Annotated in this window: 15 protein-coding genes; 8 read left to right on the top strand and 7 right to left on the bottom strand. The window is 71.3% G+C overall.

All coding sequences use genetic code 11. The features are described from left to right. Window positions 1-29 precede the first annotated feature (29 nt). A complete protein-coding gene (locus tag HNR30_RS02180) occupies window positions 30-1,358 on the top strand; it encodes an APC family permease (RefSeq protein ID WP_181607928.1) in 1,329 nt (442 codons plus the stop codon). Here the strand turns inward: HNR30_RS02180 and HNR30_RS02185 are convergent. Beyond that, window positions 1,345-2,046, bottom strand: a complete 702-nt coding sequence (locus HNR30_RS02185) for a TetR/AcrR family transcriptional regulator (protein WP_181607929.1) — start codon at window positions 2,044-2,046, stop codon at window positions 1,345-1,347. The two genes, HNR30_RS02180 and HNR30_RS02185, sit on opposite strands and share 14 nt — an antisense overlap. Before the next feature lie 96 nt (window positions 2,047-2,142). Here HNR30_RS02185 and HNR30_RS02190 point away from each other — a divergent pair, with 96 nt between their 5' ends. Genes HNR30_RS02190 through HNR30_RS02200 form a run of 3 tightly spaced genes read left to right on the top strand, consistent with a single transcriptional unit; the run spans window position 2,143 to window position 4,264 of the window. After that, entirely contained in the window at window positions 2,143-2,487 is a 345-nt protein-coding gene (locus HNR30_RS02190) for a YrdB family protein (RefSeq protein ID WP_246377104.1), read from the top strand. A 2-nt stretch (window positions 2,488-2,489) separates the two neighbouring features. Then, window positions 2,490-3,383 carry an NAD-dependent epimerase/dehydratase family protein gene (locus HNR30_RS02195; protein WP_181607931.1) on the top strand — a complete coding sequence of 298 codons (894 nt, stop codon included), beginning with the start codon at window positions 2,490-2,492 and terminating at the stop codon, window positions 3,381-3,383. Further along, entirely contained in the window at window positions 3,380-4,264 is an 885-nt protein-coding gene (locus tag HNR30_RS02200; protein ID WP_181607932.1) for a Gfo/Idh/MocA family protein, read from the top strand. Before HNR30_RS02195 ends, HNR30_RS02200 begins: the two co-directional genes overlap by 4 nt. Before the next feature lie 56 nt (window positions 4,265-4,320). Here the strand turns inward: HNR30_RS02200 and HNR30_RS02205 are convergent, their stop codons facing one another. Genes HNR30_RS02205 through HNR30_RS02215 form a run of 3 tightly spaced genes read right to left on the bottom strand, consistent with a single transcriptional unit; the run spans window position 4,321 to window position 7,791 of the window. Then, window positions 4,321-5,331 (bottom strand): acetamidase/formamidase family protein, encoded by a 1,011-nt coding sequence (locus HNR30_RS02205; RefSeq protein ID WP_181607933.1) that lies wholly within the window; start codon window positions 5,329-5,331, stop codon window positions 4,321-4,323. Further along, window positions 5,328-6,710, bottom strand: coding sequence for an APC family permease (locus tag HNR30_RS02210; protein WP_246377106.1), 1,383 nt, complete (start codon window positions 6,708-6,710; stop codon window positions 5,328-5,330). Before HNR30_RS02210 ends, HNR30_RS02205 begins: the two co-directional genes overlap by 4 nt. 25 nt (window positions 6,711-6,735) lie before the next feature. Then, window positions 6,736-7,791 (bottom strand): substrate-binding domain-containing protein, encoded by a 1,056-nt coding sequence (locus HNR30_RS02215; RefSeq protein WP_181608906.1) that lies wholly within the window; start codon window positions 7,789-7,791, stop codon window positions 6,736-6,738. Window positions 7,792-7,829: 38 nt separating this feature from the next. Here HNR30_RS02215 and HNR30_RS02220 point away from each other — a divergent pair, with 38 nt between their 5' ends. Genes HNR30_RS02220 through HNR30_RS02235 form a run of 4 tightly spaced genes read left to right on the top strand, consistent with a single transcriptional unit; the run spans window position 7,830 to window position 9,792 of the window. Further along, on the top strand, window positions 7,830-8,273 hold the full coding sequence (locus tag HNR30_RS02220; protein ID WP_181607934.1) for a MarR family winged helix-turn-helix transcriptional regulator: 444 nt from the start codon (window positions 7,830-7,832) through the stop codon (window positions 8,271-8,273). A 47-nt stretch (window positions 8,274-8,320) separates the two neighbouring features. Then, on the top strand, window positions 8,321-8,938 hold the full coding sequence (locus HNR30_RS02225) for a hypothetical protein (RefSeq protein ID WP_181607935.1): 618 nt from the start codon (window positions 8,321-8,323) through the stop codon (window positions 8,936-8,938). Continuing rightward, a complete protein-coding gene (locus tag HNR30_RS02230) occupies window positions 8,928-9,377 on the top strand; it encodes an RDD family protein (RefSeq protein WP_181607936.1) in 450 nt (149 codons plus the stop codon). Before HNR30_RS02225 ends, HNR30_RS02230 begins: the two co-directional genes overlap by 11 nt. A gap of 43 nt (window positions 9,378-9,420) precedes the next feature. Then, complete coding sequence (locus HNR30_RS02235; protein WP_181607937.1) at window positions 9,421-9,792, top strand: VOC family protein; 372 nt, start codon at window positions 9,421-9,423, stop codon at window positions 9,790-9,792. On the opposite strand, the gene HNR30_RS02240 is transcribed toward HNR30_RS02235, so the two are convergent. Genes HNR30_RS02240 through HNR30_RS02250 form a run of 3 tightly spaced genes read right to left on the bottom strand, consistent with a single transcriptional unit; the run spans window position 9,789 to window position 12,951 of the window. Beyond that, window positions 9,789-10,250, bottom strand: coding sequence for a cupin domain-containing protein (locus tag HNR30_RS02240; protein ID WP_181607938.1), 462 nt, complete (start codon window positions 10,248-10,250; stop codon window positions 9,789-9,791). The genes HNR30_RS02235 and HNR30_RS02240 overlap by 4 nt on opposite strands. An 8-nt stretch (window positions 10,251-10,258) precedes the next feature. Next, window positions 10,259-11,881: a helix-turn-helix domain-containing protein gene (locus tag HNR30_RS02245; RefSeq protein WP_181607939.1), complete on the bottom strand. Its 1,623-nt coding sequence runs from the start codon at window positions 11,879-11,881 to the stop codon at window positions 10,259-10,261. Then, entirely contained in the window at window positions 11,878-12,951 is a 1,074-nt protein-coding gene (locus HNR30_RS02250; RefSeq protein ID WP_181607940.1) for a DUF917 domain-containing protein, read from the bottom strand. The genes HNR30_RS02245 and HNR30_RS02250 overlap by 4 nt, the downstream gene beginning before the upstream one ends.

The raw sequence follows: 12,951 nt of genomic DNA on the forward strand, positions 1-12,951 counted from the left end.
GTTAAAAGAACTAGACGTGGAGGCTCTCGATGGCCCTGCGACGTGGTTTGCGCGCCTTCGGCACCCTGCTCATCGTCCTGTCCGCGATCACCCCCGCCTCGTCGGTCTTCATCATCGCCCCCGGCGTCATCCGCCAGGCGGGCACCGGCGCCTTCTGGAGTTACGTGCTGGCCGCGGTGGTCGGCGTGTTCATGGCCTTCGTCTACGCCGAGCTCTCCTCCGCCTACCCGCTGACCGGCGGGGAGTACACCATCATCGGGCGCACCCTCGGCCGGCTGCCCGGCTTCATGGCGCTCGTCCTGGTGCTCGTCACCCAGTTGCTCATCCTCGCCGTGATAGCCCTGGGCGTCGGCATCTACCTCGGCGCCCTGCTGCCGGGCCTGCACGGTCCGACGATCGCCGCCGTCACCGTGCTGGTGTCGATGGCCCTGGCGGTCCTCGACATCAAGGTCAACGCCGTCGTCACCGGGATCTTCCTGGCCGTCGAGATGCTCGCCCTCGTCGTGGTCACCTGGCTCGGCCTGGCCAACGTCACGCGGCCGTTCGGCGACCTGCTGGTCAGCCCGGTCGCCGCCGACGGCTCGGCCGTCTCGTTCGGGATGATCGCCATCGCCACCGCCGTCGCGATCTTCTCCTACAACGGGTACGGCTCGGCCGTCTACTTCGGCGAGGAGACCCACGAGCCGAGGCGCGACATCGCCAGGGTGATCCTCTGGGCGCTGGTCATCACCGTCGCCTCCGAGCTGATCCCGATCACCGCGGCCCTGCTGTCGGCGACCGACCTGGGCGGCGACGTGATGCTGGAGTTCGTGGCCCAGCGCGGCGGCCAGACGGTGACGACGCTGGTCAGCCTCGGCATCGCGCTGGCCATCGTCAACGCGGTGCTGGCCATCATGTTGCTGTGCGCGCGCCTGGTCTTCAGCAGCGCCCGCGACGCCACCTGGACCAGGGGCGCCAACCGGGCGCTGTCGAGCGTGCACCCGCGCTTCGGCACCCCGTGGGTCGCCACGATCGCCGCCGGAGTGGTCAGCGCCGCCTTCTGCTTCGTGCCGCTGCAGTTCCTGCTCGTGGTCACCGGCACCTCGCTGGTGGTGCTCTACGCCGCCCTGTGCGTGGCGGTGATCGCCGGGCGGCGCAACGGCAGCACCTCGCGCGGCGCCTACCGTATGCCCCTCTACCCGCTCGCGCCCGTGGCCGGGCTGGCGGCACTGGGCTACGTGCTCTACGCCAACGCCATCGACCCGGTGTTCGGCCGTCCCAGCCTGTACGTCACCGCGGGCCTCCTGGCCGTGGCCGCGCTGCTCTACGCCACGCTCATCAGGCGCGGGTGGAGCATCGGCGACGTCAGCGAGGACTGAGCCCGAGGTAGGCGGCCATCGACAGGGCACCGTGCTCGAAGGTGGCCGCCCGCTTCTCGACGATGTTGTTGTACATGCCGAACAGCTCGAAGCTGACCGCGCCGTAGAGCCACGTCCAGGCGTGCAGCCCCCGAAGCGCCACCTCGGGGTCGACGTCGGCGAAGATCGTCTCGCGCAGCTTCTCGGCGTCGGAGAAGGCGCCGACGGGGGCGTCGGTGGGCGGCGGCACCCGGATCTCGCCCGCCCGCGAGGCCTCCGACAGCAGGCGTGAGAAGCGGATCCCGTCGCGCGCGGCCGGATCGACGGTGTCCTGCGGTGCCTGGTATCCGGGGACCGGGGTGCCGTGGATCAGCGCGTATTCGTGCGGGTGCGCCAGAGCCCAGGCGCGCACCGCCCGGCACATGGCCATCCACCGGCCGGCGTAGTCGTCGCGCGGCGCGGCGTCGTCGGCGTCCTCGACGGCCTGGCCGACCGCGTTGTACGCGTCGATGATCAGCGCCGTCAGCAGGTCGTCCTTCGTCGGGAAATAACGATGGATGGCGCTCGACACCATGCCCATCTCCCGGGCCACGGCGCGCAACGACAGCCCTCCTGCGCCGTCGGTCTCCAGGTGGCGCCGGGCGATGTCGGTGATCTCCCTGGTCAGCTCGGCTCTGACTCGTTCTCTCGCGGTACGGCCTGCGCTCATGCCCCCACCGTAGCAGAGCGGTGAGAAGAAAAGAGAGCACCGCTCTTGACGTTTGTTGCTCTCTTGAGAGAGCATTGCTCTCAGAAGGGAGCAATGATGACAATTTTCAAGGGTGCCAACCTCCTGCTGATGTTCCTGCTGGAGCTGGGGGTGCTGGCCGCGGCGGGACTGTGGGGCTTCACACTCCAGGCGGGCTGGCTGGTGCGCGTCGTCGCGGGTCTGGGAGCCCCCGGGGTGTTCATCGCGGTGTGGGCGCTGTTCGGAGCCGCCAACGGCGCCAAGTACCCCCTGACCGGCCTGGCGCGCTTCGTCCTGGAACTGGGGTGGTTCGGCGGCGGCGCCGTCCTGCTCTACCTGGCCACCTCGGCCGCCCCCGCCGCCGTCTTCTTCGGCCTCTGGGTCCTCAACGGCGTTCTCCGTCTCGTCTGGAAGCAGGTCTGATCATGGGAAAGCATCTTGTCGTCGGAGCCGGTCAGGTCGGCTCCCACCTGGCCCGCACGCTGGCCGGCCAGGGTCACGAGGTCGTGCAGGTGAGCAGGTCGGGCAGTGGCCCGTACGGCGTGGCCGCCGACGCCAGCGACCGCGCCAGGCTGACCGAACTGGCCAAGGGCGCCGACGCCGTCTACAACTGCGTGAACCCCGCCTACCACCGCTGGCTGACCGACTGGCCGCCGATGGCCGAGTCGTTCCTGGCCGCCGCCCGCGAGAACGACTCCGTCCTGGTCATCCTGGGCAACCTCTACGTCTACGGCCCGGTGGACGGGCCGATGACCGACGACCTGCCTCTCAGGCCCTCCTCGGAGAAGGCCGCGGTCAGGGCGAAGATCTGGAACGACGCGCTGGCGAGCGGGGTGCGCACGGTCGAGGTGCGCGGCTCCGACTACTTCGGCCCCGGCTCGACCGACCAGGGCTACTTCGGCGAGGAACGGTTCCTCAAGCCGCTGCGCGAGCGGAAGACCATCCGCACGGTCTGGCCGCTGGACGTCCCGCACACCTTCACCTACCTGCCCGACGTGGCCGAGTCTTTGGCCATCGCGGGCAGCGACCCCAGGGCCTGGGGCCGGGCCTGGCACGTGCCGTCGAACGAGCCGACGACCTTCCGCGAGATGGGCAGCCGCATGGCCGCCGTGCTCGGCCTGCCCGAGCCTCGCATGTCGGCGATGCCGTGGCCGATGGTCAGGATGGCCGGGCTGTTCTCCCCGATGGTCGGCGAGATGAAGCACGTGCGCTACCAGTTCACCAGCCCGTTCGTGATGGAGTCCGCGGACTTCACCACCACCTTCGGGCTGCGGGCGACCCCCATGGACGAGGCGCTGCGCCGTACGCTGGGTCGATGAAGATTGCCATGATCGGACTGGGCGACATCGCGGAGAAGGCCTACCTCCCCGTGCTGGCCGCCCAGCCCGACCTCGAACTCCACCTGTGCACCCGCAACAAGGCCGCCCTGGACCGGATCGGCGACGCGCACCGCGTCACCGGCCGGTCCACGGCCGTCTCCGGGGTCGTCGAGGCGGGGGTCGACGCCGCGTTCGTGCACGCCGCCACCGCGGCGCACTTCGAGATCGTGGAGCCGCTCCTGCGCGCGGGAGTGCCGGTCTACCTCGACAAGCCGATCACCTCCGACCTGGCGTCGAGCACGGAGCTCGTACGGCTGGCCGCAGGATCGGGCGTCTCGCTCATGGTGGGCTTCAACCGGCGCGTCGCCTACGCCGGACTGGCCGGGCTGCCGCGCGACCTGGTGCTGATGCAGAAGAACCGGGCGCACCTGCCCGACGAGCCGCGCAGGGCGGTCTTCGACGACTTCATCCACGTGGTCGACACCCTGCGCTTCCTGGCGCCCGGCGAGGTGACCTCGCGCCACATCCGCACCCGGGTGCGCGACGGGCTGATCGAGCACATCGTGCTGGAGCTCGCGGGTGAGGGCTTCTCGGCCATCGGGATCATGAACAGGGTCGGCGCGGCCTCGGAGGAGTCGTGCGAGGTGATGGGCGCGGGAGCCAAGCGCCGCATCGTCAACCTCGGCGACGTGATCGACTACTCGGCCGAGGGGGAGACGCTGCGGCGCAGGCCCGACTGGGTGCCGGTCTCGCGCCAGCGCGGCATCGAGCAGCTGTGCCTGGAGTTCCTCGACGCGGTGCGGCAGGGGCGGGTGCTCGACGCCTCCGACGCGCTGGTCTCGCACGAGATCTGCGAGGAGATCGTCCGCCAGGCGAGCTGAACTGCGAGGGCGCTGCCCGGCCGCCGCGCGGGTGCGGGCGCGGCGGCCGGGAGGTCTCAGGGGCCGGTGTACTCCGACGCCAGCCGGCGCAGTCTGGCGTGCGCCCCCTCGTAGACGTCGCCGCCGCCACCCAGATACCTCTTGGCGACCTTGGCGACCATCGTGTAGTTGGTGTCGCAGACGTTGCCCACCGGGGCCTGCCCCGCCTGGCTGACCAGCTGGTAGGCGTCGAGCGTGTCGAGCCCGGTCAGCTCGCAGGTCCAGGTCACCAGGTCGTGCTGGCTGATGCGGTAGGCGTCCTCCAGCGGCCTGGCGGAACCGGTCGACATCAGGTGATCGTCGTCCTCCAGCCGGGGCCAGGGCGTCGGCACCCCCTTGATCAGCTCGACCGCGACCACGGTGTTCATCGCGCACTCCAGCGCCGTGCCGCACACCTCGCCCTCGCCCTGGCGGGCATGGCCGTCGCCCACGGCGAACAGCCCGCCCTCCACGTTGACCCCGAGGTAGACGGTCACCCCGGCCCGCAGCTCGGTGGTGTCCATGTTGCCGCCGTGCGCGTCAGGAGTGATCGTCATCCTGGCCTCGCCGGCCGCGGGCGCCACGCCGACGGTGCCGTGCATCGGGTCCATCGGAAGGGCGACGGTGAAGTCGCCGTTCCTGGCCTGATACCTGGCGACCTGGCGGTCGAGGTCGAGGTCGTAGCGCCAGACGCGCTCCTCCAGCGGGGGCTGGAGCGTGGCGGTCGTGTGGGTGCCGGTCAGCGCGCCGAACAGCGGGAACGTCGAGGACCACGCGTGGTCGCGCGCCGGGGTGATCGAGACGAAGTGCAGGGCGAGCGTGTCGCCCGGTTCCGCGCCCTCGACGTGGAAGGGCCCGGTCACCGGGTTCAGGTAGGGGAACTCGCACACCTGCGAGGGCAGGTCGTCGACGCTCTTGACCCGGCCGGCGAAGCAGTCCTCGGTGAACAGCTCCAGGATCGTGCCCGGCCGCAGCTTGCCCACGGCGGCGCGGCCGCCGAAGGTGTAGCTGTACTCCTCGGGCGAGGGCCGGTAGGACACGATGTTCACGAAACCTCCTGAGGGAGAGAGGGCCGGCGGCCGAGCAGGTAGGAGACGCCCAGCACCACCAGGCCGATGCCGAGCCAGATGAAGCCCAGCACCTGGGCGGCCACATTGGCGTTGACCACGACGAAGACCAGCACGGCGAAGCCGATCGCCGGAGCGACCAGGTGGGCGAGCAGGTCGCGGCTGCGTTGCCGTACGACGAAGTGGACCACGACGGCCACGTGCAGGAGCAGGAAGGCGGTCATGGCGCCGAAGTTGACCAGCGAGACCAGCAGCGACACGCCGTCGTCGAGGGTGTTCATCCACAATCCGACGCCGAGCGAGATCAGGGCGACCACGAGCGTGGCGTTGACCGGGACCTTGTGGCGCGGGTCCACCTTGGCCAGGAACGCGGGCAGCTGCCGGTCGCGGCCCATCGCGAACAGCAGGCGTGAGGTGGCGGCCTGGGCGACCAGGGAGTTGGCGAAGCCCCAGGCGACCGCGGTGGCCACGGCGGTCAGGATGGCCAGCCACGGGCCGCCCGCGAACTCGGCCAGCGCGTAGAAGGCGTTGTTCTTGACGTCGTCGTCGGTCATCACCGCGGCGCGGTTCTGGGTGAGCAGGGCCGCGACCCAGGTCTGGGCGATGAACAGCACGCCGACCAGGGCGAGCGCGGCGACCATGGAACGGCCCAGGCGCGCGGCGCTCTCCCTGTTCTCCTCGGCCAGCGTGGAGATGCCGTCGAAGCCGAGGAACGACAGCACCGCCACCGAGGCGGCGCCGAAGACGACGGTCCAGGAGAAGGTGTTGGGGTCGAACACCGGCGAGAGGGTCTCGGCCTGGCCCTTGCCCGAGGCCAGCGCGACGACGCCGACGACGAGGAAGACGGCGAGCACGGCCAGCTCGGCGATCAGCATGATCTTGGTGACGCGGGCGGTCATCTGGATGCCCAGGTAGTTCACCACGGTGTTGAGCAGCACGAAGATGATCAGCCAGCCCCAGATGGGGATGGCGGGGACGAACGAGGCCATGGCCGCGCTGGCGATCAGGTAGAGCAGGCTCGGCACCAGGATGTAGTCGAGCAGGATCGCCCAGCCCGCCATGAAGCCCACCGGCGCGGCGATGCCCCGGCCCGCGTAGGTGTAGACCGAGCCCGCCATCGGGAAGGCACGGGCCATCTGCGCGTACGACAAGGCGGTGAAGGCCATGGCCACGAGGCCGACGAGGTAGGCCAGGGCGACCATGCCGTGGGAGGCGCGGAAGACGTCGCCGAAGATGCCGAAGGGGGCGATCGGCACCATGAAGATCAAGCCGTAGATCAGCAGGTCGGCGAAGCCGAGGGAGCGCTGCAACTCCTGGCGGTAGCCGAACCTCTCCACGGTCTCGGGGGGTGTGGTCATCATGAGCGGAGCCTAGAACTGATATTTTCTAATGAAAAGGTTTCTCTAGAAAGAATGACAGCCCGTCGGCCCTGCCCAGGTGCACCCGCTGGCGCACCTGCCGGTCGACCAGCGTCAGTTCGCCCCTCGCGCTGGTGATCGTGGCGCCGTCGGCATGCCTGTCGATCGTGTCGACGTCGAGGGAGCCCGCCCGCCTGATGAGGCTGGCCAGCATCATCACCGCCTCGTAGCAACCGTGGCCGTGCGCGTTGAGCAGCGGAGCGTGCGGGCCGAACCGGCCGGTGTACCTCTCGGCGAAGCTCAGTCCGGCATCGGTGTCGAGCCCGTGGAAGTAGCCCATCGAGGCGAACAGCTCGCCCGTCTCGTCGCCGCCCATGCCCAGCAGGCCGTGCTCCTCCAGCGCCGCGCACAACCTCGGCACCGCCAGGCCCTCCTGGACGAAGGCCCGGTTGAAGCGCACCAGGTCGCTGCCGATCAGGGTGAGCAGGATCGCGTCGGGCCTGGCCGCCCTGACCCCCTCGACCGCCGCGACCGCCGCGCCGTGCGGCACGTAGGACTCGCCGACCACCTGGTCCAGGTAACCCCTGATCGCGCCGTTGACCAGCCGCGGCCACACGTAGTCGTTGCCCAGCAGGAACCACCGCCGCGTCCTGCGGTGGGCGCGCAGCCACTCGATCGCCGGCCGCAACTGCCGCACCGGCGTCTCGCCCAGGAAGTACAGCCCCCTGGCCTGGCCCCCGCCCTCGTACGGCGGCGCGTACACGAACGGCACGCGTCCCCGCAGCAGGTCGACCACGGCCACCCGCACATCGCTCGCATGCGTGCCGGCCAGCGCCTGGATCGTGCCGCTCGCGACCAGCCCGCCGACCTCCGCCGCCACCTCGCGCGGCGCCCGGCCGCCGTCGATCAGGACCAGCTCGACCCGCCTGCCCAGCAGCCCCCGCCCGTTGACCTCCTCGGCCGCCAGCAGGGCGCAGTTGATCGCGCACGGGCCGACCAGGCCCAGCACTCCCGACACCGGCACGATCAGCCCGATCCTCACCGCCGAGGAGGGCAGCAACCGTGCCTCCAGCGGATCGACCATCGGTGCCACGCGCCGAGTATCCTCCTAAACTGGACGCCATGACGAATGCCGGGCTCGGCTCCTCTCTGGCCTATCTGCTCAGCCGCGCCGAACGCAGCGTCAACCGCGCCCTGTCCGCCGTGCTGTCGGCGGAAGACATCACCGTCGAGCAGTGGCGCATCCTGCGGGCCCTCGGCGACGGCCGGGGCCATTCGATGGGGGAGCTCGCCACCGCCGTCCTCATGCCGCACCCCACGCTGACCAAGGCCGTCGACCGGCTCATCGACCGCTCGCTCGTCTACCGCGGCCCCTCCTCCGAGGGCGACAGGCGCAGGGTCGCCGTCTTCCTCGCCTCCAGGGGCGACGAACTGCTCGCCCGGGTCGAGGGCGGCATCGCCGAGCACCACCGGCTCATCGAGGCCGCGTACGGCACCGCGCGCACCGAGGAGCTCATGCGCGCCCTCGAAGACCTCGTGCAAGCCCTGGAGCATGGCAATCCTTGATCAAGCCATTCCCGCCCCTAGTGCACCCAGCGGGAATGACTCCGGGCATGACAGCACAGACCTCCACCTCCACCTCGGAGAAGACCACCCTGGGCGCGCTCTCGCGGGTCTGCCTGGGCGCCATGGTCCTGCTGGAACGGCAGGTGCGCCAGACGCTCACCGCCCAGCCCGGCAAGGTGGGCGACGCGACAGCGGTCGTGCTGGGCATCGCCGACCGTACGGCCTGCGCGGCCCGTGACGTCCTGGGCCGCGGCAGGCGCGCCGTCACCGACCCCGTGGGCACCGGCAAGGCGCTGGCCGGCTCACCGCCGGTGGCCTGGATCACCAGCCCGGCGCGCGGAGTGGCCTCGAAGGTGGCCGCACGGCTCGACAGCCTCGCCGCGCACGGACGCACCGTGGCCGACGAGGTCAGTGACGACGCGGCGGCCTTCCTGAAGGTGGAGTCCGACCGGGCCATCGCCTGGGCGCGCACCACCGTGATCCCGCCGATCGTGGAGGACCTGGCCAACAACGAGAAGATCCGTGACCTGGTGTTCAACCAGGCGCTCGGCGCGGTCTCCGACGCCTCCCGCACGGTCAAGGGCGTGGCCAGCGACGCCGACGCCCGCGTCGAGGCCGGGTTCCAGCGGCTGCTGCGGCGCGGAGAGGCCGCCGATGGCGGATGACGCCTACGCCGGGCTCGTCTCCCGGGTGATGGCGCTGCTGATCGACGTGCTCGTGCTGGTGCTCGGCACGGCGGCGGTCTACCTGGTGCTGGTCGAGGGGTCGGAGCTGATGCTCGGCGGCTCGCCGTCCTGGGTGCGCCCCGTCGCAGGCACCGTGATGGGCGTGCTGCCGACCGCCTACTTCACCCTCGCGTGGTGGCTCACGGGACAGACGGCCGGCGACATCGTCATGGGCGTGACGGTGTCGAGGGCGAACGGCGAACGGCTCGGCTTCCTGCACGCCCTGCTACGGGCCGTGGTCGGGCTCGCGCTGGCGCCGCTGTGGCTGGCCGGGATGGTCACCACGCTCATCGACGGGCGGCGGCGGGCATTGCTCGACATGCTCTTCGGCACCGTCGTCCGCTACGGCGGCGCCCGCACGAACCTGCAGCTCCTCTGAACCCGGCTGGACGCGCGGCCGCCGGCGGGCGGACAGTGGAGTCATGGCTGTCGACCTGAACCACACGATCGTCCCGTGCCGCGACCCCAAGGCCTCGGCGGAGTTCCTCGCCGCGATCCTCGGACTCCAGGCGGGCAAGCAGCGGGGCCCGTTCATCCCGGTCGAGACCGCCAACGGGGTGACACTCGACTACATGGAGGCCGGGCAGTTCCGGCCGATCCACTACTGCTTCATCGTCAGCGACCCCGAGTTCGACGAGATCTTCGCCAGGATCGAGGAGCGCGGGCTCGACTACTGGGCCGACCCCGCGCACCGCGAACACGGCACGATCAACCATCTGTACGGCGGGCGCGGTTTCTACTTCGACGACCCCAACGGGCACAACATGGAGGTCATCACCGCCCCCTACGCCTAGATCCAGTAGTTGTCGTGCTGCGCGTAGAACTCCGGCCCCTGCTGCTCCAGCAGACCCTCGAAGTAGCCCTCGCGCGGCGCACCCGGCGAGAAGTGGATGAGCATCGAGGCGGGGGCGCCCGACTCGTTGCGGAAGCCGTGCACCCCGCCGATCGGCACGTGCACGAAGTCGCCGGGGCCGCACTCCAGCCACTTCTCGCCGTTGTAGATGGTGACGGCGCCCTCGAGGACGAAGAACGACTCGGTCATGGTCCGATGGAAGTGCGGCGCGGGCCCGGACGGCGTGGCGGGCATGTTCCACCGGTAGAGCCCGAACAACCCGCCGGTCGAGGCGCCCGTCGCCAGGTAGTGGGCGCTGCCGCCGTGCGGGTAGCGCAGGTCGGGTTCCTGGGAGGCGGGGCGGAAACTCGCCGTGATCTCGCCCTTGTCGCCGAAGTACTTCGGGTCGGGATAGGTCATGACGTCCATTAAAGGTGAGGGGTTCGTGCGGGGGCGGGGTGACCCCCGCCAGGAGTACGGCTCGCGCCCGCCGTCAGCGAGCGGCAGGCCAGATGCAACGCCAGCCGGTCCAGCGACGCCACCGGCCCGCCCAGCAGCCGCTCCAGCACCGTGATCCGCTGCGTCACGGTGTTGCGGTGCAGCCCGATCGCCTTTGCCGTCTCACCCGGCGACGACCCGCACGTCAGATAGGCGTCCAGAGTGCGCAGCAGCATGCCACTGTCGGGCGCCGCGAGCACCGGCGCCAGCAGCCGGGCCGCCTGCTCGCGGAAGGCCTCGGTGGTGAACCAGCGCCACATCAGCTGCTCGGGGCCGACGTCGTCGATGTGCTCCACCACGCCGGGGCCGTCGCTCGCGGCGGTGAGCGCCGCCTGGTGCGCTTGACCCAGCGTCGCCGCGACCGCCGCCGGGCCCGTCGCAGGCCGGCCGACTCCGGCGGCGAGCGGCACGAACGAACGGTTCTCGGCGTAGGCGGCGTTGAACCACGCCAGCACCTTCCGCAGCCGCGCCGCCAGCAGGCCGACCTCCTGCTCGGAGGGCCTCTCGGGCGAGGTCACCCACGACGACCAGCCGTCCGCCCGCTCGAACACCGGCAGGGCGAACCCCTCCTCCTCCAGCGCGGACGTCAGCTGCGGTGTCAGGTCCGCGGACGTCTGCTCCCCGCCGTACCCCCACGTCAGGTGCACGCCCACATGCCAGCCGTCCAGCACGATCCCCGCCCGGGCGGCCCGCCGGGCGACATGCTCGGGGATGACCGGCGCCCCCTCCAGTTGCAGCAGCTCCGTCAGCAGGCCCGCCAACCTGGCACGGTCGCGTTCCTGCCGGAGCCGGTCGTGCGCGACCCACGCCCCCGCCGCGACCGCGGCCGTCTGCGTCACCGCCCGCGCCGCCTCCTGCCACGCCGGGCCGCCGTCGGCGGTTTCGGCCACCAGCCACAGCCGGTGGCCGCTGCCCGGTACCGGGCACGACGCCCACGCATGATCCGGCAGCCGCTCGGTGGTGATCGTCGCATGGCGGGTGACCTGCTCCGGCGTCGCCCACCGCAGCCCGCCCGACACGATCCGCCCCTCAGCGGCGACCACCGCCGCTGTGCCGCGCAGCGCCTCGGCCGCGATCGCCACGACCCGTTCCAGGGTGTCGGCGGTCACGAGCTTGGACACCACTCCCGCCATCGCCCGCGCGTACAGCAGCTCCGGCTGCTGCACCAGCCCGAGCAGCCGCGCCGTCAACGCGGCCGCCGACGCGGGGATCGACGTCGGCGCGACCGCCACCAGCGGCAGCCCGAACCGGTCGGCCAGCCTGATCGTGGACTGCGTGGCAGCCTCCACGTTGCCGACGATGACCAGCATTCTTCCGCCGCGGCCATGCAGGCGGCGGCAGAACACCTCCACCAAGTGCTGCGCCGACACCCCCGCCCGGTCGCCGAGGTCGGTGACGCCGACCGAACCGGGCGCGATCCGGCTCAGGTCGGCGCCCGTCTGGATCTGCGCCGCGTTCCGTACGACGTGGTCCAGCCCGGACGCGCCGCCGAGAAGCCGGTAGCCGTGGAAGGCGGGGTCGTTGAGCAGATCACGAGCGGTGACGACGGTCATCGGGCCCGGCCTTCCGGCGTGCGATCGTCGAGGACGCCCAGGCCGAACATGGGCGGAGCGACCAGGGGGTAGGCGTCGGCGGTCAGCCACTCGGCCGGGGCCGGGATGCGGATCACCTCGACGTGCCTGCCGGGCGATATCTGCTCGGCGGAGATCGGCTGCCAGGTCCGCTTGTCCAGCACGCAGATGATGTCCGGCACGTGGGCGGTGACGGCGCCGTCGTCGATGGTCATCGCGTACTCGTCGGCCATCTCCACCCGCATCACCCGGCCGGGGTCGCTTTCGTGCTCCAGGGTGAGCGCGCCGCCGGTACGCGGCCGGGGGTGACGCACCACCTCGATCACGACGCCGGAGAACAGCGGGCTCGCGCCCGCTTCGGCCAGCATCGCCGCCCTGGAACGGCGATCGCGCTGCCCCTCCCGCAGAGCCCGTCCCAGCCGGATCGTGTCGGAGAACGCGCCTCGGATGCCGCACCTGGCCGCCTGCCCTGCCGTCATCGGGTAGAGGGCGGTGGCCGCCCACCCGCCCAAGGCCGGGAGCGCGGCCCGCAGCAGCCGCTCGGCGTCGGCGTTGTCCCTGGCCGCGTTGATCGTCACCAGGTTCCCGCTCGGGTCGGCCAGCACCACCGGAGCCGCCGCCACCCCTCCCGGGTTGAACGTGACCTGGTCCACGCGCGGGAACGCCCGGCCCATGCCGTCGGCGTCGATCAACGGCAGCCGCGACCAGGCCGCGGCCGCCACCGCGAACAGCGCGTTCGCGCCGCCCGCCTCGAAGCCGAGAATCGCCGCCACGTCCCGCCCCAGCAGAGCGCCGACGGCCGTGACCGCGTCGGTGAAACAGTGGGCCGCCGGGAGCCGTTCGAGCATCACGGTGATGGATCCGGTCGCCGCCACCGGCACCACCAGCGCCTCAGAGGGGAGGCTGCCGGCGTCGGCGAGCCGCACGGGGCCGTGCTGCCGCAGCGCGTGCCGCAGCAGCACCGCGACGATGGAGGTGTCCCCGCCGCCGCCCGACCCCTTCAGGGTCGCGCCGGCGGCGAGGTCGTCGACCACCCCGGCCGTGATCTCCAC

It is taken from the genome of Nonomuraea soli (assembly GCF_013761175.1).
GTDB lineage: Bacteria > Actinomycetota > Actinomycetes > Streptosporangiales > Streptosporangiaceae > Nonomuraea > Nonomuraea soli.